This window comes from Gordonia terrae, from assembly GCF_051789125.1.
GTDB classification, from domain to species: Bacteria; Actinomycetota; Actinomycetes; order Mycobacteriales; family Mycobacteriaceae; genus Gordonia; species Gordonia terrae_A.
Genome location: NZ_CP196526.1, coordinates 5,198,862 through 5,223,422, shown reverse-complemented (window position 1 = coordinate 5,223,422; position 24,561 = coordinate 5,198,862). Strand labels below are relative to the sequence as shown.

The following is a 24,561-nucleotide window of genomic DNA, read 5'->3' as shown; positions in this document are numbered from 1 at the left end:
CGGTGGACGTCGGGACCGACCGAAGTCGGGAGAGAAGGAACGCGGCTCAGCCATCGCCGGCCGCGGGCCGTCGGGGACGGCGTCGGCGCCGACGAGGACGCACCGGGGGCGGTGGCTCGTTGCGGCGCTGGTTGCGTGCGGCGGCGGCTTTCTCATAGGCGTTGGGTTCGGTCCGGATGCTCTCGGCCTCGGACTGAGCCAACCGTGTGGGGTCGGCGGCGAGATCGGCGATCACGCCGCGGGCCATCCGGGCGAGACGTCGCTCGTCAGAGTACGTGAGGCGACGCGGTAGCTCGTGTAACGGCACCCACGCCACCTCGGAGACCTCATAGTCGGCGTCGGAGAGCTCGCCACCGGTGCATCGCAGGAGATAGTGGTGCACCGTCTTGTGAATGCGACGGCCCTCGCTGACGAACCAGTAGTCGATCTTGCCGAGCGGGGCCACCACGGTGCCCTGGATGCCGGTCTCCTCCTCGACCTCCCGGATCGCGGTCTGCTCGGCGGTCTCGCCGGTCTCGATGTGGCCCTTGGGTAGCGACCACATCGTTCGGCCGCGTCGATCGACCCGACCGATGAGTGCCGCGGAGAGTTCGTCGATGGGCAGTCCGAGATCGGAGATGACGAGCCCGCCCGCCGACGTCTCCCGCACGGTGCGCAACTTCTCGCCGCCGCGGTCCGAATGCGACCGGTCGGTGGGTGGCTTCTCCGGGTGGGTCCGGTCCGGGGTGGGCCGGTCGGTGTTCCGATCGGCGCGGGCGCCGCGCCGACGGTTCTTCGCGGTCTTGCCGCCGGCCTGGGTGAGACCCGTCTTGGTGAGCTTCGCCGTCACCGCGACCATGTCCGACGGCTTCGGCGGGGTGACGCGTGGCCGCGCACGGTCGGGATCGACGGGAAGCTTGTCCACCGACTCGGCTTCGACGGGGTCGGGGCAGGCGGGGTCGGCGGTGCGGGCGCGCGCGAGGTCGTTGGGAGTGGGGTGGTGGGTGGAGGGAGCGGGCTCGGAGGCCGGATTGTGGGCGGTCTGCTTGTGACCGCCCTGCCGGTGCCCGGTCTGTTTGTGCCCGGGTTGTTTCAGGCCGGGCTGTTTGTTCTGCGGCGCCGAGCCGTGCGCGGTGGCCGCGCCCTTGCGGCGGCCCCGGCGTCGTCGACCGCGGCGCGAACGGCGTCCCTGACCGGCCGGGCCCTGATCCCCCTGGCCGGCGTCCTCGCCGTGCGCACCCGACGAGACGCCACTGACGTCTGAAGGGTTGGTCGAGGAATCGGTGGACACTCCACGATGCTAGCGGCTGGTCACCTGCTGTTTGGCCGGACGCCTCGTAGGCACGGAGGTTGTGGATATCCGCACGCGAGGTGTGCAGGACTCGTGTAGGGGGTCGGCGACGAACCGCGCGGGCGCCGCCGTGACGCTCTCGCCGTGACGTCGTGGCGTGTCACGACGGTAGGGTGACAAGCCGTGAAGAACTCATCGTCGGGAGCCGCGCCATCCGGGGCAGCACCTTCGGGCACGGTGCCGTCGGACGGCGGGCCGACCGTGTCGGATCCCGAGCGGCGTACGCGTCTGCTCGCGGCCGCTGCCATCGCGCTGCGCGATCTCGACGACGTCCTGGTCCCGCTCGGCGACCTGTTCGCGACCGCGGGGCACGAGTTGTACCTGGTCGGCGGCTCGGTTCGCGACGCGGTGCTGGGGCGGCTCGGCAACGACCTCGACTTCACCACCGACGCCCGCCCCGAGCAGGTGTCACGCCTGCTCAGAGGCTGGGCGGACGCGTTCTGGGATGTCGGTATCGAGTTCGGCACGGTCGGTGTCCGCAAGGGTGACCATCTCATCGAGATCACCACTTTCCGCGCCGACTCCTACGACCAGGTCAGCCGCAACCCCGAGGTCACCTTCGGCACGACGCTCGACGACGACCTGGTCCGACGCGACTTCACCGTCAACGCGATGGCCGTCCGCATCGGAGCCACGGGAACCCAGGACTTCTGCGACCCGCTCGACGGCATGACCGCACTGCTCGCCGGTGTCCTCGACACCCCCGCGACTCCCGAGCAGTCCTTCGGCGACGACCCGTTGCGCATGCTGCGGGCCGTGCGGTTCGTCTCGCAGCTCGGCTTCGGCCTGGCGCCGCGTGTGTGGCAGGCGATCACCGAGATGAACGGTGAGATCGATCGCATCACCGCCGAGCGGATACGCGCCGAACTGGACAAGCTGATCTGCGGGGAGTTCCCGATCGAGGCCATCGATGCGATGGTCGAGACGGGTCTCGCCGAGCGGGTGCTGCCCGAAGTGCCGGGCATGAAGCTCACCATCGACGAGCATCACCAGCACAAGGACGTCTATCAGCATTCGCTCACCGTGCTGAGGCAGGCGATCGACCTCGAGGAGGGCGATCCCGACCTGGTGCTGCGCTGGGCGGCACTGCTTCATGACATCGGCAAACCCGCCACGCGACGCCACGAGCCGGGCGGCGGGGTCAGCTTCCATCACCACGAGGTGGTCGGCGCGAAGATGGTGCGCAAACGGATGCGCGCCCTGAAGTACCCGAAGGCGGTCGTGGCCGACGTCGCGCAACTGGTGTTTCTGCATCTGCGGTTCCACGGATACGGCGACGGGGCATGGACCGATTCGGCTGTGCGGCGCTACGTCACCGACGCCGGTCCCCTGCTGGACAAACTCAACAAGCTGGTCCGGGCGGACTGCACCACCCGCAACAAGCGTCGTGCCCGTCGACTCCAGCAGAACTACGACGACCTCGAACAGCGCATCGCCGACCTCCAGGCTGCCGAGAACCTACAGAAGGTCCGGCCCGATCTCGACGGAAACGCCATCATGGAGCTGCTCGGGGTGCCGCCCGGCCCGATCGTCGGGCAGGCATGGCGGCACCTCAAGGAACTCCGCCTCGATCGGGGTCCGCTCAGTCGCGACGAGGCCGAGCAGGCACTGCGGGAATGGTGGGCCGCGCGCGGCGCCCGGTGATTCTCCCCGCGGCTTTGCCGAAGCGAATCCCTATCGGGTCGACGCCGGTGCGAACACCTCGATCGCGTGCGGCACCGCCTCGAACACCGCGGGCAGCTCCCCGACGAGATCGCCGTCGACGGAGACCAGTGCGGGCGGATCGCAGTACAGCTCGACCTCGGTCCCACGCATGGTCCGTACGTTGGGACTCTCGATGTGCTTGCCCGAGAACACCTTCGGGAACACACGCGCGATCGTCCAGCGAGCCCGGCGCGCCGGGTTGAGCGCCAGGGTGACGTCGATCTCGCCGTCGGTGACCGACGCCTGCGGAGTGATCTTCATTCCGCCGCCGTAGGACGTCGTGTTGCCGATCGCGGCGAAGATGAGATCGGATTCGACGGCCTGATCGTCGACGCGCACCTGATAGTGCCGCGACCGCAGCCGGAGGAGTTCCCACAGGGCGGCGAGCGTGTAGCGCGCCTGACCGCGGGGCCATCGCATGTCGATGGCGCGGGCGGTGACCGCCGCGTCGAAGCCCGTGGCCGCGACCGTGCTGAACAGCGCGGTCCGGCCGTCCGGGAAGCTGACCCGACCGAGATCGACGGCACGGCGGTGACCGGCGAGGATGACCCCGACGGCCTCGGCCAGGTCGTGCGGGATGTTCAGGTTGCGGGCGAAGTCGTTGCCGCTACCGGCCGGGATGACGGCCAGCGGTTTGCCCGAGCCGATGCTGGCCTCAACCGCCAGACGTACCGTGCCGTCGCCCCCCACGACGACGAGTACGTCGGTGTCTCCCCGTGCTGCCTTACCCGCGAGGTCGGCGGCGTCGGCGATGTCTTCGCCGACGATCACCTCGACCTCGACGTCGTGTGCACGCAGGAGTTCTGCTGCCTGATGTGCGACGCGCAGTCCGGTCCCGTGGCGCGCGTATGGACTGGCCACAAGTGTGGCGTGTTCGATTGTCATGTGCTCGGCCCCCCGCCGATTGAGTGATCCGTTACAGTGTTACACATCATGGCAATCCGTAACGAGGAGATCGGCGATCTCGTTCTGGACGCAGCTCGGAGCTGCCTGCTGCGTAGCGGCGGCCGCAAGGTGACTGTGTCCGAGGTCGCGCGTCAAGCAGGAGTCAGCCGGCCGACGGTGTATCGCCGGTGGCCCGACATCACCGAGATCATCCGTGGCCTGCTCACGCGCGAGGTGCTCGACATCGTCGAGGCGACGATCGTCGACACCGGCGACCCCGCCGACCTCGACTCCCTGGTCGATCAGGTGGTGTCGGTGGTCGGGGCCCTGCGAAACAACGAGCTGATCGCGTCGCTGTGGCGTGAGCAGCGAGACTTCATGTCGCCGTACGTCTTCGAGCGGCTCGGCACGAGTCAGCAGAGTGCGCTGGCGATCCTGGCCGACATGCTGTCGAAGGGTCAGGAACACGGACAGGTCCGTACCGGCGATGCCAAGCGCATGGCGGCGATGGTTCTTTTGATCGCACAGTCGTTCCTCCAGTCGGGTGCCCTCGTGTCCGACATCCTCGCCGAGGGGTGGAGCACCGAACTCCACGGTGTGGTCGCCGGCTATCTCCGTCCGGTCGATGAGTGAGCGCGTGACCGTCGACGACACGGCGGTGCGACTCTGATGGCGACACTCTCGGCGGCAACCCGTGCGCGTGCTCTCGACCGGCTCGCCTCGGGCGATCCCGTCGATCTGCTGGTGGTGGGCGGGGGGATCACCGGTGTGGGCGTCGCGCTCGACGCGGCCACCCGCGGGCTGAGCGTCGCGCTCGTCGAGAAGGACGATCTGGCGGCGGGCACCTCGCGATGGAGCAGCAAGCTCGTCCACGGCGGTCTGCGCTATCTCGCCAAGGGCGACATCCGCATCGCACGCGAGAGCGCGATCGAGCGGCATCACCTGATGACAGCGATAGCCCCGCATCTGATCGCCCCTCTCCGGCAGATCATCCCCGACCGTGGCGGCCGGCAGGCCTCCATCATCAGGTTCGGTCTCCGGACCGGTGACCTGCTGCGTCGCCACGCCGGCACCCCCGATTCGGTCCTGCCGCCGCCCGCACGGCTCTCGCCGGTGGGAACGCTCGGGCGTTGCCCCACCCTGTCGCCGGTCGGTCTGCGCGGCGGGATCTCCACCGCTGACGGCCAGCTTATCGACGACGCCCGTCTCGTCGTCGCCCTCGCGCGGACGGCGGCCGGTTACGGCACCTCGATCGCGACGCGCACGCGGGCCGACCGGGTGGACGGCCGCGGGGCCACCCTGACGGATCTGCTGACCGGGGAGAGCTTCGACGTCGGCGCCCGCATGGTGATCAACGCCACCGGGGTCTGGTCCGGCGACGTCGACCAGTCCATCGCCGTGAGTCCCAGCCGCGGAACGCATCTCGTCGTCGACGCAGCGTCGTTGGGTCACCCCTCGGCGGCACTCACAATCCCCCTCGGCAATTCGGTGTCGAGGTTCGTCTTCGTCGTGCCCGCACAGCTCGGCCGTGTCTACATCGGTCTCACCGACGTCGCGGCGCCCGGACCCATCCCGGATGTGCCGACGCCCGACTCGTCGGAGATCGATTTCCTCCTCGACGCACTCAACCCGGCGTTGGCCAGGCCGATCGAACGGGCCGACATCATCGGAACGTTCTCCGGCCTGCGACCCCTGGTCGACACCCGCGCCTCGGCGGACCGAGGCGCGTCGGAGGCGCTCGCCGATGTCTCGCGTCAGCATCATGTGCGCACGCGCGGCGACGGGCTCGTCAGTGTTCTGGGCGGAAAGCTCACGACCTACCGGCGGATGGCGCAGGACGCCGTCGACGCAGCGCTCGCGACCACCGATCTCGCGGCCGGCGAGTGTGTCACGACCACCACTCCCCTGGTCGGGGCACTGCGCAGCCCCGCTGAGAGCGGACTGCCCACATCGCTCGTACAGCGTTTCGGAGGCGAGGCGCCGGCCGTCGTGAAGGCCGCCGCGTCCCTGGACCGTCCGCTGGAACAGATCACCGCCGGCATCGACGTGACGCGCGCCGAGATCGCTTTCGCGCTCACCCACGAGGGCGCGCTGGACACCGACGACATCCTGCATCGACGCACCCGTATCGGGCTGGTGCCGCGGGATGCCGATGCCGCCCGGCCGGACGTCGAGAAGATCGTCGGCGAGGTGCTCGGCTGAGCACCTCACGAGCCCCGGCCCGTCAGTAGCCCATCGTCCGCAGCGCGTCGGCGACGCGGTCGAGTTCGTCGCGGCGCGCGTCGAGGTGCGGGCTGAGACGGAGCACCGGGTGTTCGGTGGCCAGCGGGGCCCGCCAGGTGTCGGCCGCGGTGACCAGGACACCGAGGGACAGCAGTTTGTCCCGGGCCGCCGCGACGTCGCCGAACTGCCATCCCGGCGGCGGTGCGAGCGTCACGATGGCCGACGGTTCGTCGATCGGTTCGAGGACTTCCCAGCTCGCGATGCCGTGGAGTCGCTCGCGGGTGGCCTTGCCGATCTTCGCGAGTTCGCGGAAGACCCGCTGCTGTCCGATGTCGAGGAGTTCGCGGACGGCGACGCCGAGCCCGAGGCGTCCCGCGATGAATGCCTCCGAGCCGTCGATCTGCACCGGCCGCAACGAGTCTCGGCGCACCGCGACGAACCCGACACCACGCGGACCGGTGAGCCACTTGCGACTGGTGCCGTAGACGACGTCGGCTCCGGTGACGGTGGGGACGTGACCGACGGACTGCGCCATGTCGACCACGACGGGCACCCCGGCGCGGTGAGCGAGTTCGACGATGCGCGTGACCGGCTGCACCACACCGGACATCGAGCCGATGTGGCAGACGTGGATGAAGTCGGGCTGCTCGAACTGCAGCATGTTCTCGAGTGCGTCGGTGTCCACGTGGCCGTAGACGTCGCCGTCGGGCATGGTGCGGACGGCGTAGCCGCGGCGCTCGAATTCCTCCAGGTTGGGCCCGAACTCGTTCTTGGCGACCCACACCGTCGACGTGACCGGAAGGCTCCAGTTGGTGAGCAGCGCGCGCAATGCGGCGCGGGCACTCTCGCGGAAGACGATCTCGTCTCCCGTGTGCCCGAGGAGTGCAGCGAGGTTCCTTGTGTCACGCGCGATCTCGTCGGCGCGATCGTCGGCGGCGACATACGATCCGCGTTCGGTCTCACGCCACAGGTGTGCGGTCATCGCGCCGATGAGCGCGTAGGACGAGCGGCCCGCCGACGCGGAGTCGAGGTGTGCCAGGGCGGGCTCGAGTCGTGCCGCGTGCCACTGCTCGCCGAGATCGCTGACGTACATGCGCCACAACCTACCGGGTGGCCTCCGGCGTGGTCATCCGCCGGGTGCGTGCGGATCCCGCGGGAGGCCGACCCCGACCTCGTACCGGGAACCGATTCGCCTCCCGCTGCGTCCAAGAACCCATGGAGCCGGTGATCGAGTACTTCTTCGGGTCCGGCGATGGTTCGCTGACCCGCTGGTCCTCGCCGGCGGATCTGACCCTCGGCAGCACGCCCGGCGTGTCCGATGCGGTCCTGCTCGACTTCGACGGGGACGGGCGCCGCGACGACGCGATGTGGGACACCGACGCCGATGGCGTGGCCGACGTGGCGGCGCTGGACATCGACGCCCACACCGGACCCGATGCGTTCTACCGCGACTCGGGTGCCGGGTTGTGGGATCGGCCCGTGGGGCGTGAGGACATCGGCCCCGGAGCAACTCCGCCCTCTCCGGACGACCCCGAGGCGACGGATCAGCCGGGATCGCACGCGCTGCGTCTGGATCTCGACGACGACGGTGACACCGATGCGGAGCTGGTGGGTACGGAGAGGGCGGGAAGGATCGTCGGCGCGAGCCTCTACGTCGACTCCGACGGAGACGGCACACACGATGTGATGCTGACCGATCTGAACGGGGACGGGTTCGCCGACACCGCCTACGAACGCCGGGATCCCCGATTCACGCGGCGGGATCGGTGACGGCGGAACGAGCCTTCGTGTGCCCGGGTGCGGCGTCGCCTCGAGGGTGCAGCACCCGCACCACCAGGATTCCGACGAGATACAGCACCACGCCCAGCACGACGAGCGCCGCCGCCCGTCCGTCGTCGGGGATCGCCAGGGCGGCCACGGTCACCGCGCCCACGTACGCGACGTTGAAGACGGCGTCCTGGACCGAGAAGACCTGACCGCGGACCGCGTCGCCGACGTCGACCTGCATGGCGAGGTCCCCGCACAGCTTGGCGATCTGCCCGATCAGCCCGAGGACGAAGGCCGATCCGCAGATCACCACGAAATCGAACGTGAGCACGGTGAGCTCGGCCACCGCGCCGGCCGCGAGCGCGCCGAGGAGGGTCGCGTACCGGCCGACCCGGGCCACTGCGATGGGTGTGACCACCGCGGCGAGAAATGCGCCCACTCCGGTGAACCCGATGACGAGGCTCACCCGGTCGAGACCGTCGCCGGGACCCATCTGCCGGGTCAGTACCAGGATCATCAGCGTGTTCATGCCGAACACCAACCGGTGCGCCCCGATCGCGGAGAGCGCGGCGGCGACTGTCCGGTGGTGTGCCACCGCACGGACGCCGTGCCAGAGTCCCACCGAGACCGCGTGCATGGCCGACCGTCCCGGGTCGTCGGGCTCGTCCGGCCCGAGCTGCAGCGGCCGGAATCCGTGGGCCAGGCCACCCGACACGACGGCGAGCACGATCCCGGCGAGCATGGTGAGCGCGCTGCCCACGTTGTCGTCGCCGAACACCGCGCGCAGGCCCAGCGTGATTCCCAGACCCACACTCAGCATCGCGCCGCCGAGGGTGGTGAAGAGCGCGTTCGTCGCCACGATGACGTCGCGCCGCGCCACATGCGGGAGGCCCGCGGACAGCCCGGCCGCCACGAACCGGCTCGCGCCGGTGGCGGCGAGTGCCGAGACGAGGACGACGACGTCGGGTGCGCCGGAGGCCACGGCCAGCGCCACGAGCCCGATGATCACACCGCGCAGCAGGTTGGCGTACAGCAGGACGTTGCGGCGATCCCAGTGGTCGAGGAGAGCTCCGGCGAACGGCCCGATCAGTGAGTACGGCAACAGCAGCACCGCGAGGCCGCCCGCCACCGCGAGGGGATCCGCGTGCCTCTCGGGGTTGAACAGGATGCTGCCGACGAGTGCGGCCTGGAAGATGCCATCGGTGATCTGACTGGACAGGCGGACCGAGAGGAGTCGGCCGAGGCCCGGCGAGGAGCGCAGCGACTGGAAGAACACCGACCACCCGCGCTGCTCGCGGGCGGACTGGGTGCTGTTCACTGATTCAGGGTACAGAGCTGACGCAGGATGCAGAGGCCGAGCGTCGGTCCCCGAATTTGCGAACGTGCGATGATGGTCGGGTGGCCGGAGGTGACGACGCAGACGATCCCACACCGGAATTCCGCCCCGGAGACCATGCGGCGGAAGGCGGTGGTGGAGGCCGTATGCCCGGCGTCCCCTGGGATGCGGATCCGTCTCCGCGAGTTCGGCCCGGTTCCGTGCTGATCGCCTCTGTCGACCTCACCGAGCCGACATTCGCCCGGACGATCATCTACATCATCGAGCACAACGAGGCCGGCAGTCTGGGCGTGATCCTCAACCGCATGAGCCAGACGGCCGTGCACAACCTGCTTCCACAGTGGACCGACCTCGCGGCCTCGCCGCGCGCGCTGTACATCGGCGGGCCGGTCAATCAAGAAGCGGCGCTGTGCCTCGGCGTCGTGAAGCCCGGCGTCGCGATCGACGACGTGCCCGCGTTGCGGCCGGTCGACGGCCGGGTCGTGCTCGTCGACCTCGACGCCGATCCCGAACCACTCGCCGAGCTTCTGGACGGGGTGCGGATCTTCGCCGGTTACAGCGGCTGGGGAGCGGGACAGCTCGACGACGAACTCGATCAGTTCAGCTGGATGGTCGCCTCGGCACTCCCCCGCGATCTGCTCGCCTCTCCCTCGTCGGACGTGTGGTTCGACGTCTTGCGTCGGCAACCGTGGCCCAAGCCGCTCCTGGCAACCCATCCGATCGATCTCAGCGTCAACTGACTCCCATCACCTGCGCCCCGACCGTCGAGTGATGCTGAGCGTTCACTGAGAGGCCCCGTGACCCACGTCACCGGACGGGTGTTACGTTGTGGACGCTTGATCGGACAATCGCCGGCTGCGCATCGTGTGACCGGCGGATTCACACGCGGGGGTGTGCATGAGCGGGTCGAAGGGCATTGGGGTTCTCGTCGGAGTGGTGCTGGGGATCGTCGCCCTGGTGGCGCCGATCGCCGTCGCGGGCGCCGCGCCGGTCGGGCCGAGCGGAGGTGCCGATGCCGTGCGGTGGCAGGCGAGCCACGACGGACCGCAGCCCTATGCGGGAGTGAATGTCACCTGGGACGTCCCGATCCGGATGAGCGACGGCACGGTCCTCCGCGCCAACGTGTACCGCCCGGCCGACGCCCGCGAACGCCCAACGTCGACGAAGACGCCGGTCATCGTGAACATGACCCCGTACACCAAGCTGATCACGACGGTGGGCTCAGCGGTCATGCAGAACCCGGTCCTCGAGCCCTACCTCCTGCAGGTGGCTCGGTCGATCAATCTGTCGGGCACCCCGATCGACGGCATCACCGACATCGCGGAGACGATTCGCGACGGCGGGGCCAAGACCTTCCTCGTCGACTTCGACCTCGTTCGCAGCGGGTACACGCAGGTCGTCGTGGACGTGCGCGGAACCGGCTTCTCGCAGGGCGTCTGGGATGTGTTCCAGTCGCGCGAGCAGCGCGACACGATCGAGGTCATCGACTGGGCGTCGAAGCAGCGGTGGTCCAACGGCAAGGTCGGCATGTCGGGTGTCTCGTACTCGGCAATCAATCAGATCCAGGCCGCGAACAAGAATCCCGAGGCCCTGAAGGCGATCTTCCCGGTCGAACCAGGCGGAGACCTCATCCGCGACATCGTCGCGCCGGGCGGCGCGCTCGGTGTCGGCTTCCTGCCGCTGTGGCTGACCCTGGTCAACACGACGAAGATGATCCCGAATGTCGCGTCGATGCTGAACGGCACCTTCGACTGGAAGTGGCTGTCCGACCGCATCTCCGATCCCTTCACGTTCTATCCGCAGCTCTTCGCCGCTCTGCTCACGCCGGACATCCCGTCGGTGCCGCCGAACCTGAAGGCATTGCTGGAGAACGGTTCCGAGCCCCGGTCGTCATGGCTCGACCACGCCGATCGGATCAGCACGCCGACGATGATCTACGGCGGCTGGTTCGACCTCTTCACCAACAGTGAAGTGCGCATGTACAACAAGATCCCGTTGCCGCCGGGCCGCAAGCAGCTGATCATGGGCGACGGATACCACCTGACGATCGGTGGTGGACAGGAGGGCCGGCGTGGTACGCCACCCCGGCTGGACGTCCTGCAGAAGGCCTGGTTCGACAAGTGGCTCAAGGGGATCGACAACGGCATCGACTCCTACGGTCCGGTCAACCTCAAGCAGGTCGGCGATGCGTGGATCACCGCGAAGCAGTTCCCGAGGGCCGGTATGGAACGCCAGCGCCTCTACCTCAGCGACCGGCGCAGCGGGACCGCCGCGCACGCGGTGCGAGACGGGAGTCTGACCACGGCGACGCCCGGCTCCCGTGCGCGTATGACCATCGCTCCCGGTCTGGCGACCATGTGCTCGCGCGACGCGGCCCAGCAGCTGGCGGGTGCGCTCGCGATCTTCCCGTTCTGCGCCGACGACGCGCGGATCTCCGAACGTGCCGCCCTGACGTTCACCACTCCCCCGCTGACGACGACACGCAGCGTGTCGGGCTACGCCAACGTCCGCCTGAACACGGTGCTCGACGCCACCGACGGTTACTGGACCGCCACCCTCAACGACGTCGCGCCCGACGGCACGTCGAAGGTGCTCACGTCCGGCCAGGTCATGGCGTCCCTGCGCGGATACGATCCCGCGGCATCGCAGTTCGCTCCCAACGGCGACGTCATCGACCCGTTCTACGATCTGACCCTGGCCTCACGCCAGCGCGTCGCGCCAGGTCGTCCGGTCAGCGTCGACATCGGTCTGCTGCCCACCGAGGCGATCATCAAACCGGGTCACCGCCTGCGGATCGACGTGTTCTCGATGAACTTCCCACGTGGTCTCCCCCTGCGCCCGCTGCTCAACGAGTCGGGTCTGCGCCCGCAGCACATCCAGCTCGATCCGAACCGGCCGAGCTTCGTGAACCTGCCCCTGTCGACGCCGGTCGGCCGGCCCGTCGGCTGATCGGGGCCGTCTGACCCCTGATGTGCGCGGAGCGATAGTTCCGGCTCGCCCTGCTCCATGAGGAGCGAGCTCGCGAGCATCTCGAAGGGGTCGCAATCGTCGATCAGCCTTGCCCTCTCCGGCATTGCTGGCGGCGTGCGCGGCGACGTAACGGTGCAGGTGGGCGATCCCGGTCTCGTAGAGACGATCGTAGGCACCACGGCTGGTCGAGCCAGACTCATACTCGTTCGACGTTGCGGCACAGCCTATTTCAGGCCTGTCTAGGCGGTAGTCCACTCGAGTCCGAGTAGCGTCAGAGCGCGGGCCAGTTGTGGATCCGCGGCCTGGTGCGACGTCGGTGCCGTCGAGCTCCAGGGCGTCGAGCAGGTAGAGCATCGCGGGGACATCGGCGAGCAGCCGTCGGCCCGGCCTCGGTGTGTGCATGCGGCGTTGCAGAAGCGAGAATGACGGCCGCCTGGCGACGTCGAGGGTCACGATCTCACCGTCGACCACCATGTCGCGGCCACCGGAGGCTTTCACCAGAGCGGCCGCGATCTCGGAGGATACGTCGAGGTGATCGGACTGAGGTTACGGCTCAGCAGCAACACCTCACCGCGGGGCGACTCGGGCGACACAGCGCTGACCATCCCACTTCATCTCCCACGACCAGCCCGAACCTGATGGAGGGGGACCGGGCGTCGCGAGCATCGGTGACATACCAGGCACGGTGGCTGCACCTTCCTCTCGCGCCGTGGGTGAACGACTGAAGCCGCCAACCCGTGGATGGGGTTGACGGCTTCAGTGTGTAGCCGGACGGTGCCGGTCAGTGCGCCTCTCGGCGAGTGGCCGCTCGCAGCGGCGAATGGGGTGAGGCCCGGGGCAGTGAGCCCGTCACCGTCGCACCGTTCAACTGCGGCCGCGGCCGCAGTATTCCGCGGCTCCAACGTCTCGTCGCGTTGCGTCTGGTGTCCGCCTCGCGCACCCGCGCGGAGTTGATCGACGACGTGCAATGGGTCCTCGACGACCCCAAATGCGATAGCCGTCCGCCGCTGTCATCGGCGGCAGGGACCGCGCAACTACGCTCCGCATTCTTCACCGACGTGCGTGAGGCACTCATCAACGATGACCGCGCGCGAGTCGAACACCTCATCACCACCGCCCGCGCCGAAACACTGACCATCATCGGCGTCCCCGACCACCACATCGCACCCCCGGACCTGCGTATATCCACTCTTGGCCTTTGGAGCGGCGGAACTCGAGGGTTTCCTCGGCCCGGCGTAGTTCGGCGTGTAGGTCGGTGGCGGGTTGGTAGTGGGTGTCGGTGACCGCGCGGGCGAACTCGGCGATCCCGGTGGGGGTGAAGGTGTGGGCGGGTACACGGATGCGTGGTTCGCCGGGCAGAATGTAGTCGCTGCTGGTGACGCCCTTGTCGCCGCTTTGGAGTGCTGCCAGTGGGCGGCCGAGGAAGGCTTGGTAGCCGATGAGGCGACCGGCGCTGGTGTTTTCGTAGGAGAGGTATTGCACCCACCATTCGACGGGTGTGCGTAGTAGGTAGGTGCGTCGGCCGGTGCCGATGATGTGCCAGGTGTCGTCGAGGAGGGTGGCGGCTTCGGTGATCACGCTGCGCCAGTCTCGTGCGCTCAGTGCCATGTGGAAATGTCAGTAATATTCTGTCGCAACACGTTAGACCTTGTAGATGGTGTTGCCGTGTTCATCGACGCGATTGGAGAACTCGATGAGTGAGGGGTTGCGGTCGCAGATGAGGTCGTAGGCGCGTTGGGAGACGATCAGTTCGCTTCCTTTGGTTCGAATTCCGAGGTCGTGCTCGAGGGGTATTCCCCAGATGTCGAGGCATTTCAATGGGGGTAGTTCGCCGATGGCGTCTGGGTCTTCGACCCAGGGGGCGATGCTGGTGGTGCACGGTCCCAGCCGGTATCCGGTGAGTCCGGCCTCGTTCATCGCTTCGGCCAGCTCCTCGGTGACCGCATATGTTCCAACCGAGGTAATGATCTCTGTCCTTAGGGGGAACTCGAAATCCATCCGCGCCGACACTGTCCGGAGAGGAGTGCGAGGGTCATTTGCATAGACTTCGTCCATTGCATTCGCCGGTACTTCCGGGCTGAGTACATAGAAGAGCATTGGGGCCTCCGGGGTGGGGTGCTGGGTTGTCATTCGCCGATCCCTGAGTAGTCGCTGTAGGGCCCCAATTGGCCGGTCCAGCCGTCTAGGATCATCCTTAGTACGTCGAGGCGCTCGGCGAGTGTCATGACGCTGAAGCGTGATACCTGATCTGTGCTCAGTCCGAGTTCGAGGAGGATGGTCTCCAGGTCGCCGGAAGTGACGATGTCGGGGTTGGGAACCATTTTGTCCCCAAACAGAACGTCTATCAAGAACGCTCCGAACAGGAGCCCTTCGCGTGCCAATTGAGCTGCGGAACCCTCCATCGGCTGTTTCGACCTAGGTAGGACGTCCCACTCTTTAAGTCTGGCATAGATGGCGTCCCAGGCTCTGCGGATGGCGCTTTGGTGGAGTTTGGGGGCGTCTGCACCCCAGATTCCGCGTGTGTTCTCTCCCGAGTCTTTGGTCTCGGGAGAGAACACACCTGGATAACGCTCCCAGATGATCTGTTCGATGGCGTGGTGGATCTGTTTGCCGAACGGTGTCCAGCCGGTTGCTTCCCAGAATGAGCGTCGGTAGGCCTCGAGTTGCATGTAGAACGTGTAGAGGGGGTCGCCTTTGCTTGGTGGGTCGGCCTGGTCTACTCCGTAGGTGTCTCGGAGTTGTTCGCCCGGGGTCCGCTCATCGGGAGGTGTCGGCTGAGCGTCGGGAGTCTCGGGGTCTTGTTCTGGGGGAGCGAGTTGATCAATGATCCGCCCGAACCAGGTGCCGTCTGGTGACGGCTGGCCGGCGCCATCTCCTTCCTTCTGCGGGGACCCGGGTGGTGGGGCGTAGTCGGGGTCGGGTGGGTTGCGGAAGTCGGGGGTGTCGGGGTCGGGGGGTGTGGTGGGTTGCCACCAGTCCGGTGGGGTGTGGTCGGGGACCTCGCCCGGTGCGGTGGGTTCGCCGGGTGTTTGGGCGCCGGGCGTGTCCGGGGTGTCCGGGGTGTCGGGGTTGTCTGGGGTTTGCGGGGTGTCGGGTTCTGGTGGTGATGGTGGGAGGTCGCCGGGGGCGGTGGGTCGGTCTGGTTGTGGGAGGTCGCCGGGCGGGGTCGGTTCGTCGGGGCGGGAGTCGGGACTGGTGTCGGGGTCGGGAAGGTCGCCGGGCGGTGTGGGTTGGTCGGGTGCTTCAGTGGGCGGTTGATCGGGGATGTCGCCGGGCTGGCGAGGCTCGCCGGGTGATTCGGGGGTGTCCCCGGGAGGTGTGGGGGTGGCGGGAAGGGCGTGGCGGCGGTGGTGTTCGTCGTCCCAGAGGCGTTGGTGGTGGTCGATGATGTCGCGTAGTCGTTCGCGTAGTGCGGGGTCGTTGATGTCATCGAGCGCTTCACGTGCTCGGCGCAGGAAGTCGTTCATTTCTTTACGGGCGTCGGCGAATTCTTCGGGGGTCATCTCGCGCAGGGCTTCGCGCCATAACTCATCGCTGGAACGTCCGAGTCGTTCGAGTTCGTCGATGAGTCGTTCGAGGTCGGTGGTGGCTTCGGGATTGACACCGGGATCTGCGGGCCGGACCGTGTTCGGGCGGGCCATTCGGGGGAGTACGCGCGGGAGGGCGCGAATAATCAGGCCACCGAGAGCCGGCAGCAGCACTGGGGCTATCTCAGGTTGTTGACCCTGTCCTCGGTCACCCCCCGGGAGTGGTTCGGGCTCGGGCGCCAGCTCGGGTTCGGGGTCGGGTGCCAGTTCCGGTGGCGAGATAGGCCCGTACTCAGGGGTGGGTCCGTACTCAGGGGTGGGTCCGTACTCAGGGGTGGGTCCGTAGTCGGGGCTGGTCTCGTAGCTGGGCTCGTAGCTGGGGGTGGTGGCGTGGTCTCCGCCGCCTTGGCCTGACGGCGGTGCGGTGTCCGGTGTTTCGGCTGGGCTGTTGTTGGTGTTCTTTTCGGGATTGGTCGCGGTCGGGGGTTGGGGGCGGGGAACCTCCGCGCTGGCGGCGGTGTTGTACATGCGTGCGCCCGGTGACGCCGATGCCGGTGCGGATGCGGTGTTGCGCGTGGAGGATTGGGCGCGGGTGCGTGGGTAGGAGGCGGCGACGGCTCCGGCGCCGGCGAGGATCCAGATCGCCAGCGGAATCGAACCGCGCTCACCGTCGGTGTCTGTGGTGGCCGGTGGTGTGGTGTCGGTCGGGACGGACGGTTCATCGGCGTCATCGATGATGGTGCCGGTGGGTGGTGCGACAGGCTGTGGCACCGACGGTGTGGGGAGACCAGGGTTGTTGTCGGGCGGGGTGTTCGGGGGTTGCGGAACTCGTGTGGGCGCAGTGCCGACCGGAGGTTGCGGACCATGCGGCGCGCGCGGGGATGGCTGGCCGGGGACGGGCACGATGGGGGTTCCGTTGCCTTGGCCGGGGCCTGGTCCGGGGTTGCCGGTGATGCCGGGTCCGCCGGTGGAGCCTGGGTTGTTGCCGCCTGTGGTGGGTGGCGGGGTGTTTTGGGTGGGTGGTGGGGTGTAGGTGGGGACGCTGATGCAGGGCCAGCCGGGCCCGTATTGGGCGCGCATTTGGTCGCAGAGTGGGTCGGCGTGCGCGGTCGAGGAGAGTCCGGTGAGCACACCACAGGTGATGGCCGCGGTCCCCGCGAGCGTAAGAAGTGTTGTGGCGGTGCGGGTATGGCGTGTGGGGCGGTGGGTCATTGGTTGCCGACGACTTTGGCCAGGATGGCGTCGGCGCCGGTCCAGAACCAGCGTCCGGCGATCGACATGAGGAGGAAGTAGCCGAGGAACACCGGGATCTGTCCCCACCGATCCGACCATTGGGCGAGGTGGGTGAGGTTGGCTGCGGCCAGGACCAGCAGGGTGCACCCGGCGACGAACAGTGCTGCTTTCAGGAAGGGAAAGCCGCCACGATCATCACTGGCGTCGGGAGCATGACTGTCGGCGGAGTGGCGCGACCGGGTATGCGATGAGGCGCCCGCCCCGGTGGTGGTGGGTGTGGTCATGGCGGTGGGTCTCCTGGACGTACCGGGGTTCGGGCTGGCTGGGGTTGGGTTGCCGGGGTTAGCGGGTGGGCCAGTACTGGGTGATGCCGAGGGGCTGGTTGGGCTGTGTGCGGTTGAGGTAGACCCCGATGCGGCCGCCGGGGCGGGCGGCGGCCTCGGCGACGAGTTGTTGTTTGCTGACGTGGAAGTAGTGGCGGCCACCTTCGGTGGTGCGTAAGTGCTGGAACTGTGAGTCGGCTCGCACCTTCACCGTGGTGTGTTCGATGATTCCGGGCTGGTCGAGGAACCGCACCAGTCCGATGTCCGCGGCGTGCCGGGTTTCGGCGTGGGTCAGCCACAGCACGGTGTAGCGGTTGTCTTGTTTGACCTCGACGGCGTGTGCGGAGCCCGCACCGCCGGTGATACCGGCGCTGGCGGCGGCGATCGCCGCTACGGCGCACACGCCGGCACCGATTCGCTTGATGCTGACATTGTTCATGTGGGTCTCCTTGCGATGTCGTGTATTTCGGTGGTGGGCGGGAGAGTAGGGGGTTTAGAGGTAGTGGGGTTGGCCGTAGACGTTGATGGTGTTGTCGTTGGTGGGTGTGGAGATGGCGACGGTGACGTAGGAGCGCACGGCGACCGGCCCGAGGCAGCCGTCGACTTTGACGTGCACACCGTCGACGGTGAGTCCGGCAGAGGGTCCGGCGAGTTTCTTGGTGCCGAACGGAATGTCGGCGATCGTGCCCGGTTTCAACGTGGTGGAGATGTTGCCGCTGGCCTGGGCGCCGACGATCAGCGCTGGTGGCCAGGAGATCGACATCTGCGCTGTGGGGCCGGCGGTGACGCCGAGGGTCACCCCGGAGGTGACGTCGGTGTTGCAGCCGATCTGGAAACCAGATGTGACTGTGCCCGCGGAGACCGCGATGCGGCCGGCGCCGGTGATGCGTCCTTCGCCGCGCAGCGACAGGAAACCTTCACGTGTCCAAGGTGATTGGTTGAGAGGCGCGACGCTGCGCACCTTCTCGTCGGCTTTGATGGCAGTCACCCGCCACCCGTCGGCGGTGGTTTTCGACACCTGGTGGTCAGGAAAGGTGGCCGCGGCCGCAGTACCGGCCCCGACGCCGGCAGCCAGACCGACCACGACCGCGGCCGCTGCCGTGACCGCATGACGACCCGCGTTCGTCTGCAAACCACCCCAATGCATGAACATTGCCGTATCCATTCTTCGCTATCGTGAACACGAAGAGTGGATCACACAGGCGCGACATTCACTATCGAAAACTACCGGTTGTGACATACGCAACATTGCGGTGGTGATCGGTTGTGGCCCGGCGTTGCGCTGGCAAGCCGCGAGAGGGGTGGTTGGTGGCGGAGTCGGTGCACCTTGGCCCCAGCGGCGACGCCGAAGGCGTTGTGGGTGAGGACTTGTCGTGGGCGGCGCTGATCAACGCGTTGTTTGAGCACACGCCCGGGCCGGCGCTCGGCGTGCCGTTGACGGGGCGGGAGGTGTGTCGTAGCGCCAATCAGGCCCGGGCGGGCGGTTGAAAGAGCCAATGCTCTCCTCGCTGCGACGCGGGCGGGCACTCGAACCCGGCTTCGGAATCATCGCCGCCGTCGCTGACTGGTTCGGGGTCGACATCGCGTTCTTCACCCGAGAGTTCCACCACCCACACCAGGATCAGTCGATGGCATAACGAGTGCAGACGGCCAACAACACCTGGCCGCGCCTGCTACGGATGGCCGCCGACATCGACGAACTACCCGAACCGCACCGCGCCAACATCCAGGCCCTCATCACCATCCTCGCCAGCCGAGATGGAGACGGGTAATCAATGCTCGTCCGGACGCCCCGCACCCCGACTACCTGACATAATATCCGTTATTGGCGTGATGCATTGTGCCGCAGAGTAATTCGTCACCAGTGAGACGCCCAGGACAAAGGCCAGGGGGATCGACACGAGACCGGGACTCGACAGCGGGAGCCACGCGAAATCCGCACCGGGGAACATCGACGACGACGAACCCGAGACCGCCGGAGAAAACATGATGAAGTTCAGACTTGGCGCTTCTCTGCGCAAACGTCCAGGAATGCCGTCCCCTGCTGGCGGCGCCGCTGAGCCGCAGCCTTGGCCCTACGCCTGCTGAGCCTTACGCGCCGCCGCCAGCGATTGCCGCAGCGCTTCAGCGAGACGGTCGAGGTCGTTATCCGCTGTCGTCCAATTGGAGAAGGACACGCGTATCGCCGCTCGACCGTGCCATTCGGTTCCCGCGACCCACGCCTCTCCGCTGCGGCGCACGAGTTCTGCCACACGCCAAGTGCGCTCGTCGCTGTCGTCAGCACGGATCAGGACCTGGTTGAGCACCACGTCGTTGCATACGGAGAAGCCGTCGGTGGCTTGCATCGTCTCGGCCAGGCGGCGGGCATGGTCGCAGCAGCGTTCGATCAGTTGTCGCAACCCCAGCCTGCCTAGCGAGGCGAGCGCTGCGTAGACAGGTACCGCGCGTGCACGCCGGGACATCTCGGGCACCAGGACGCCGGGCTCGCGCTCGCTACTTGTGGGCAGATAGCTGGTGTTGGCACCTAGTGCGGAGCGAGCAGCTTGGGGGTCGGCGACAATGGCCAGGCCGCAGTCGTAGGGGACGTTGAGCCACTTGTGTGCGTCGGTCGACCACGAATCGGCCAACTCGACACCTCGGACGAGTGCCGACAGTCGCGGCGATGCGCTAGCCCAAAGTCCGAATGCGCCGTCGACGTGAACCCAGCCGCCGTGCTTGTGGGTCGCCGCGACGATCTCTGACATTGGGTCGCACGCTCCGGAGTTCACGTTGCCGACCTGCGCGCACACGATGGCGGGGTCGGAGTCGGCGGCGAGCGCGTCGGCGAGCGCGTCGGCTCTCATCGCTCCTTGTGCGTCGGCCGCCACGCGCTCGACGCGGCGCGATCCCAGACCGATCATCTGCAACGCCTGCAGTACGGAGGGATGGACCTCGTCGCCCACGAGTACGCGAACACGGGGCGCTTGGGCGAGCCCATCGGCCTCAACGTCCCAACCTTGCCGTGCCAAGAGAACGTGCCGTGCGGAAAGCAACCCAACGACGTTTCCCGCCGTGGCTCCGGTGACGAACCCGACCGCCGCGCGCGTGGGCAACCCAAGAGCGTCGAGAACCCAGCGCTCGGTGACGGCATCGATCGCAGCGCCGGCCGGCGACGACATCCGGCTGTACGCGGTCTGGTCCCAGGTCGATACCAGCCAGTCGGCAGCCAGGGCCGCGGGTAGCGTTCCTCCGACGACGAGGCCGAAGTAGCGAGGGCCGGCGCACGCAATGGTTGCCGGACCGAGAGTGGCGGCCAATCGCTCGACTACCGCGACCGCATTCGTACCTTGGTCGGGCAACGGCCCGCTCAGTGCGTCGACGACATCGTCATAGCTCGTACTCGCATCGACCGGCCGGTGTGGCAGTCCCTGCAGGTATTCGGTCGCCAGTTCCAACGCCCTTGGCAGAGCCGCGTACACGTCGTCGGTTCCAACCGGGGCGGAATGCTGATCCATTGAAACTATCCTCGCTCTCGAGTTCGTGTCGTGCGAGCGTCGACCTCACCGATGCCGACCTGGCGGCGGATTCACTAATCGAAGCGACTCCAATGGCCGTCCAGCCAACCCAAAATTGGCAATGGGTCAAGCCTGCCAGACGCGGCCGCAGTCCGCGATGTGTCCCTACCTGCGGCATGTCAAGTTTACTTGACATAAGGTTAATTATCGGCACTTCAAATCGACTGGGCGAACTAGCAATTCGGGTTCGAGTTGACATAAGCGTCCTGCGAGCGGCGGCGTGAAAGGCGCCAAGCGGCCGCGCCGATGATCGGAACAAGCCACACGACGCCGACCCACGTCGCACTGCGACGCGGCCCGATGTGACGACTGATGACGTCGACAGTCGCGAACATCGACAAGGTGATCCAGACGCAGAACAACACAAACAACGCGAAACCGATGAAGAACGGCCAGTTGTCCGCGCGGCAATCAGCAGCGCATTCGGATAGTCCGGCCGTGGCCATCAGCACATCCACAATCTACTCGCCGCGGGCAGCCCACCCGACGGCTTTGTCGAGGAGCACGACCGTGTCGATTGTCGAAGAGCGCACCGCCTGATTTGTCCCTTGCGGTTGCTAGCGTGGCTTGATGACTACGTGGGATGAGGTCGAGGTAGGTAACCACCAGTTCCAGATCGGTGGGCTTGAGTCTGATCCGACCACCATCGCAGCGGAAACCGATGTCTTCATCGTGTCCGGGTCCGGGTTGCTAGTGGTACATACCGGTATCTCCGCGGGCCCCGCCACGGTGGGTGTCGAGCTGCATGACAGTGCCCCGCCGGCCGATCTGGACGCGTGGGACAACGTCGCGGAGACAACGGTGTCGACCACCCAGGATCTGCACGTGATGACAGTCGACGGGGAGGTCTCTGAGGCCCTGGGCCCTATCCCCGCTCCCGCATCGGGTGCAGTGACCCTACGGGTGTCCACACGCGGGCGTGCCGCAAACTGGGATCGCATCGTCGACGAGCCGTGCGAGGACTACCTGATCCAGGCATGGCCTGACGATTCAAACACCCCTACCCGGCAGTTGAGATCGGCCGACGGGATGTGGGCCGCCGCGGACCGCGACCCCGGCTCGGACGCCGCTCAAGGCGATCCAGGCATCGATGTCACCGCGGATGCGACGGTTCGGATTCGCGGACCCGTCATAACTCCCACGCGTTACGACCACGGCCGCTGATGGATGCTCTGCGACGATGGTCTGATGATGCGTTGGACCCTCGACCACGGGAACCCGCTGCCACCAGGGTGGAGCTATCTGCCGCGAGATGAGGAGAATCTCGCGTGGGATCTGTTCATCGACCGGTTCCAATCATTCCGGCCGAGCGTCTACCCGAAAGACTGGCCCGCAGTGGTTGATCCGAATCCGTCAGTAACCTTCGATCTGGCTGTTCCGGAGAATTCGCCCGGCGTCTGGAGCGCACAGTTCGATGCAATCAACGCCGAGGCTCAGCGCTGCTTCGTCAGCGTGTTCGACGACCCCGGCTGGATCGTGCTCGACTGGCAGCACCCCGGCTATCGGCTCGATGCCGCAGTACACGCCGAGACGTTCGACACCGAGTGGCCGGTGACTGTGTGCCCAAACGGGGACTACTACATCTTCGCCCGTCCCGACTTCAGAGCCGGCACATTCGGACACCCCTGGGAGAAGACGCTGTGCGTTTTCGGTGCCGAGCTGGTCGGGACCTTGGGGCAGACCCTCGCAACATGGCTGCCGCTCAAGCGCGAGAAACAGACGAACATAGAGGGTACGACCACCCCTTTGAGTTCGTCATAACGTAGATTATCGGCACCTCAATGAGGCTGGGGGAGCACGGTTCTCGGCGCTGTCTGACGTAAGGTTTGTTGGTCGCGATCTAAGGATTCGACTGTCGGACCCTCATGAGGTCGGGGATCGATCAGTCGGAGTAGCGGGGCACGACGGCGAACACCTCGATGTCGCGCGGTACCCCCTTGGCGCGGAATCGCCGGCGACGAGTGGCGTACCGATCGGCGCCGGCGGCCTCGACGGTCGCTCCGCTGGCCAACAGCTCACCGGCTCCCGCGGCTGCCGCGACCCGAGCGGCTACGTTGACATCGACACCGAGGAAATCGTCACCGACCGCCCGCGGTTCGCCGGTGTGGAGACCGGCTCGCAGCTGTGGCCGGTAGTCCCCGACCGTCAGGGCACTCACGGCGACGATCACCTCGTGACCGGCCTCGATCGCCTCGACACCGTCGATGAACACGGCCATCGTCCCGTCGCCGAGATTTTTGACGATGCGTCCGCCGCGGCTGCGCACGATGTTCTCGGTGACGCCGTTGACGTCGCGCAGGAGTTGGAGGACCTGGTCGTCTCCGGCATGCAGGGCCCACGTCGAGAATCCGACGAGATCGGTGAACAAGATGGTGGCGGGGACTGGAGTGCGATCGGATCGACGACGTCGTGTGGTCACCAACGCCTGCCACACCTGGATCGATGCGAGGCCGATCTCTCGTATGGCACTGGGTTTCTCGGGCCGGGACTCGCTGATGAGGCGTGCCACGCGGTCGGATGCACGCGGCCCGGTGATCGGGTTCTCGTTGTGCGGGATCAGATCTCGTGCGGCGCGAGCAGCCTTGACGACCCCGGCGCTGGAGTCGGTGCGGGCCAGCAGGTCGGCCATCCGGCGCCCGGGTCCGGGACGGTCGGGATCGTCGCGTCGGACGGGAAGCCGGTCGCCCCGACGACGGGTCGACCCACCGGTCCTATCGTTCGCTGCGGAGGGTTCGTCCGGGCCGTCCGCGGCGGATGTCGCATCGTCGTCGGTCGGACCGGGATCATCCGGGAGACCGTCGCGGTCGCGGTCACGTGTCGAGTCGTCGGCTCCGGTCACGCCTTGAGTCTAGTGGCCCCGCTCATCTCATGACCCGCAACAGCCAGCGAAAGACGACATCGGACGAGGTCTCTAGAGTAAGGCCCGGTCATCGTCGCCACACTCTTCGCCTTCGACCAGCGATCCGGAGCAATACTCGGCGGCCTCCAACTGGGAGATCTCCGCTCAGCGATAGCCCTCGCCGGTCGCCTCCGTGACCGCCGCGAGGACAACGGGGTCTGTGCAGCCACGCGCGAATCAGGTGATGCGACGGTCGATGTCGCGACCGAGCCACCAGCCTCCGACACGGTCGGCCGCCGGCGCCAACCAGCGCGGCCGGCAGGTGAAGTTGTAGCGCCACGTGACGCGGGACTGATCGTCCCCGTGCGGCGAAAAGCGCCAGCAGCCTTGCTCGGCGACGTAGCGGTCATGTCTCGATGCTAGACACGGTTCACGTCATCGTTCCGCGTGAAGTGTCAGAGGTCCGTGGCGTCAAACCCCTCGGGTAAGAGACCAGAAGGGACGGGCAGCCTCACGGCCACCCGTCCCTTCTCTCAGCGTCCGGCGACACACCTCGACTGCGCCGCCTCAAATCCGGTTAAAGACCAGGATCAGCCTTGTCGTCGCGGAAACTTCGAGCCTGCAACGCGGCCACAACCGCTGCGACCAACGCGATAAACAGAAACCGATCACCTGTCCCCCGGCCGTCATAATCTCCGACCGCAACAATCACGACAGCAACCGCGATCAAGAACCATGAGAACGCATACGATTTCGCCACAGTTACCGATCTTAAACTGACCTCACCGCCGCGATCGAGGCCCTGCACGACCGGTCCCGGACAGCGACGTCGACGACGCCCTGACTGTCATGTCAGGATAACCAGACGTA

General features: G+C 67.1%; 23 protein-coding genes. 10 read left to right on the top strand and 13 right to left on the bottom strand.

Annotated features, from left to right (window positions below; all coding sequences use genetic code 11):
• Positions 1 to 46: 46 nt before the first annotated feature.
• Entirely contained in the window at positions 47 to 1,270 is a 1,224-nt protein-coding gene (locus tag ACSUZC_RS23800) for an NUDIX hydrolase (RefSeq protein WP_439030895.1), read from the bottom strand.
• Positions 1,271 to 1,531: 261 nt separating this feature from the next.
• On the opposite strand from ACSUZC_RS23800, the gene ACSUZC_RS23795 reads away from it, so the two are divergent.
• Positions 1,532 to 2,974 (top strand): CCA tRNA nucleotidyltransferase, encoded by a 1,443-nt coding sequence (locus ACSUZC_RS23795; protein ID WP_439033218.1) that lies wholly within the window; start codon positions 1,532 to 1,534, stop codon positions 2,972 to 2,974.
• Positions 2,975 to 3,004: 30 nt separating this feature from the next.
• Here ACSUZC_RS23795 and ACSUZC_RS23790 read toward each other — a convergent pair whose 3' ends face one another.
• Positions 3,005 to 3,919: a diacylglycerol/lipid kinase family protein gene (locus ACSUZC_RS23790; RefSeq protein WP_439030894.1), complete on the bottom strand. Its 915-nt coding sequence runs from the start codon at positions 3,917 to 3,919 to the stop codon at positions 3,005 to 3,007.
• A 48-nt stretch (positions 3,920 to 3,967) separates the two neighbouring features.
• On the opposite strand from ACSUZC_RS23790, the gene ACSUZC_RS23785 reads away from it, so the two are divergent.
• Both ACSUZC_RS23785 and ACSUZC_RS23780 read left to right on the top strand, forming a co-directional pair.
• The gene (locus tag ACSUZC_RS23785; RefSeq protein WP_439030893.1) at positions 3,968 to 4,552 is read left to right on the top strand and encodes a TetR/AcrR family transcriptional regulator; all 585 of its coding nucleotides are present in this window, start codon (positions 3,968 to 3,970) and stop codon (positions 4,550 to 4,552) included.
• A gap of 36 nt (positions 4,553 to 4,588) precedes the next feature.
• Entirely contained in the window at positions 4,589 to 6,121 is a 1,533-nt protein-coding gene (locus ACSUZC_RS23780) for a glycerol-3-phosphate dehydrogenase/oxidase (protein WP_439030892.1), read from the top strand.
• A 22-nt stretch (positions 6,122 to 6,143) separates the two neighbouring features.
• On the opposite strand, the gene ACSUZC_RS23775 is transcribed toward ACSUZC_RS23780, so the two are convergent.
• Positions 6,144 to 7,235: an aminotransferase class V-fold PLP-dependent enzyme gene (locus tag ACSUZC_RS23775; protein WP_439030891.1), complete on the bottom strand. Its 1,092-nt coding sequence runs from the start codon at positions 7,233 to 7,235 to the stop codon at positions 6,144 to 6,146.
• A gap of 122 nt (positions 7,236 to 7,357) precedes the next feature.
• On the opposite strand from ACSUZC_RS23775, the gene ACSUZC_RS23770 reads away from it, so the two are divergent.
• Entirely contained in the window at positions 7,358 to 7,912 is a 555-nt protein-coding gene (locus tag ACSUZC_RS23770) for a hypothetical protein (RefSeq protein ID WP_439030890.1), read from the top strand.
• On the opposite strand, the gene ACSUZC_RS23765 is transcribed toward ACSUZC_RS23770, so the two are convergent.
• Positions 7,893 to 9,185, bottom strand: a complete 1,293-nt coding sequence (locus ACSUZC_RS23765; RefSeq protein ID WP_439033217.1) for an MFS transporter — start codon at positions 9,183 to 9,185, stop codon at positions 7,893 to 7,895. The two genes, ACSUZC_RS23770 and ACSUZC_RS23765, sit on opposite strands and share 20 nt — an antisense overlap.
• Before the next feature lie 206 nt (positions 9,186 to 9,391).
• On the opposite strand from ACSUZC_RS23765, the gene ACSUZC_RS23760 reads away from it, so the two are divergent.
• Together ACSUZC_RS23760 and ACSUZC_RS23755 are read left to right on the top strand one after the other, a co-directional pair.
• Positions 9,392 to 9,985: a YqgE/AlgH family protein gene (locus ACSUZC_RS23760; RefSeq protein ID WP_439030889.1), complete on the top strand. Its 594-nt coding sequence runs from the start codon at positions 9,392 to 9,394 to the stop codon at positions 9,983 to 9,985.
• Between the two features lie 157 nt (positions 9,986 to 10,142).
• On the top strand, positions 10,143 to 12,194 hold the full coding sequence (locus tag ACSUZC_RS23755; protein WP_439030888.1) for a CocE/NonD family hydrolase: 2,052 nt from the start codon (positions 10,143 to 10,145) through the stop codon (positions 12,192 to 12,194).
• Between the two features lie 1,158 nt (positions 12,195 to 13,352).
• On the opposite strand, the gene ACSUZC_RS23750 is transcribed toward ACSUZC_RS23755, so the two are convergent.
• The 6 genes from ACSUZC_RS23750 to ACSUZC_RS23725 all read right to left on the bottom strand — a co-directional run bounded on the left by ACSUZC_RS23750 (position 13,353) and on the right by ACSUZC_RS23725 (position 18,463).
• Entirely contained in the window at positions 13,353 to 13,823 is a 471-nt protein-coding gene (locus tag ACSUZC_RS23750) for a hypothetical protein (protein WP_439030887.1), read from the bottom strand.
• 33 nt (positions 13,824 to 13,856) lie between these two features.
• Positions 13,857 to 14,345 (bottom strand): hypothetical protein, encoded by a 489-nt coding sequence (locus ACSUZC_RS23745; protein WP_439030886.1) that lies wholly within the window; start codon positions 14,343 to 14,345, stop codon positions 13,857 to 13,859.
• Positions 14,342 to 16,513 (bottom strand): hypothetical protein, encoded by a 2,172-nt coding sequence (locus ACSUZC_RS23740; RefSeq protein ID WP_439030885.1) that lies wholly within the window; start codon positions 16,511 to 16,513, stop codon positions 14,342 to 14,344. Before ACSUZC_RS23740 ends, ACSUZC_RS23745 begins: the two co-directional genes overlap by 4 nt.
• A 437-nt stretch (positions 16,514 to 16,950) precedes the next feature.
• Positions 16,951 to 17,259: a hypothetical protein gene (locus tag ACSUZC_RS23735; RefSeq protein WP_439030884.1), complete on the bottom strand. Its 309-nt coding sequence runs from the start codon at positions 17,257 to 17,259 to the stop codon at positions 16,951 to 16,953.
• Between the two features lie 58 nt (positions 17,260 to 17,317).
• Complete coding sequence (locus ACSUZC_RS23730) at positions 17,318 to 17,737, bottom strand: hypothetical protein (RefSeq protein ID WP_439030883.1); 420 nt, start codon at positions 17,735 to 17,737, stop codon at positions 17,318 to 17,320.
• 54 nt (positions 17,738 to 17,791) lie between these two features.
• Entirely contained in the window at positions 17,792 to 18,463 is a 672-nt protein-coding gene (locus ACSUZC_RS23725) for an MspA family porin (RefSeq protein WP_439030882.1), read from the bottom strand.
• 331 nt (positions 18,464 to 18,794) lie between these two features.
• Here ACSUZC_RS23725 and ACSUZC_RS23720 point away from each other — a divergent pair, with 331 nt between their 5' ends.
• Both ACSUZC_RS23720 and ACSUZC_RS23715 read left to right on the top strand, forming a co-directional pair.
• A complete protein-coding gene (locus tag ACSUZC_RS23720) occupies positions 18,795 to 18,935 on the top strand; it encodes a hypothetical protein (RefSeq protein ID WP_439030881.1) in 141 nt (46 codons plus the stop codon).
• Between the two features lie 3 nt (positions 18,936 to 18,938).
• Positions 18,939 to 19,070: a hypothetical protein gene (locus tag ACSUZC_RS23715; RefSeq protein ID WP_439030880.1), complete on the top strand. Its 132-nt coding sequence runs from the start codon at positions 18,939 to 18,941 to the stop codon at positions 19,068 to 19,070.
• A 303-nt stretch (positions 19,071 to 19,373) separates the two neighbouring features.
• On the opposite strand, the gene ACSUZC_RS23710 is transcribed toward ACSUZC_RS23715, so the two are convergent.
• Together ACSUZC_RS23710 and ACSUZC_RS23705 are read right to left on the bottom strand one after the other, a co-directional pair.
• Positions 19,374 to 20,792 carry a pyridoxal phosphate-dependent decarboxylase family protein gene (locus tag ACSUZC_RS23710; RefSeq protein ID WP_439030879.1) on the bottom strand — a complete coding sequence of 473 codons (1,419 nt, stop codon included), beginning with the start codon at positions 20,790 to 20,792 and terminating at the stop codon, positions 19,374 to 19,376.
• Between the two features lie 233 nt (positions 20,793 to 21,025).
• Positions 21,026 to 21,298, bottom strand: coding sequence for a PLD nuclease N-terminal domain-containing protein (locus ACSUZC_RS23705; RefSeq protein WP_439030878.1), 273 nt, complete (start codon positions 21,296 to 21,298; stop codon positions 21,026 to 21,028).
• 124 nt (positions 21,299 to 21,422) lie between these two features.
• On the opposite strand from ACSUZC_RS23705, the gene ACSUZC_RS23700 reads away from it, so the two are divergent.
• Positions 21,423 to 22,016 carry a hypothetical protein gene (locus ACSUZC_RS23700; protein WP_439030877.1) on the top strand — a complete coding sequence of 198 codons (594 nt, stop codon included), beginning with the start codon at positions 21,423 to 21,425 and terminating at the stop codon, positions 22,014 to 22,016.
• Positions 22,017 to 22,040: 24 nt separating this feature from the next.
• Positions 22,041 to 22,613: a DUF2716 domain-containing protein gene (locus tag ACSUZC_RS23695; RefSeq protein ID WP_439030876.1), complete on the top strand. Its 573-nt coding sequence runs from the start codon at positions 22,041 to 22,043 to the stop codon at positions 22,611 to 22,613.
• 121 nt (positions 22,614 to 22,734) lie between these two features.
• Here the strand turns inward: ACSUZC_RS23695 and ACSUZC_RS23690 are convergent, their stop codons facing one another.
• Positions 22,735 to 23,691: an adenylate/guanylate cyclase domain-containing protein gene (locus ACSUZC_RS23690; RefSeq protein ID WP_439030875.1), complete on the bottom strand. Its 957-nt coding sequence runs from the start codon at positions 23,689 to 23,691 to the stop codon at positions 22,735 to 22,737.
• Between the last annotated feature and the right edge of the window lie 870 nt (positions 23,692 to 24,561).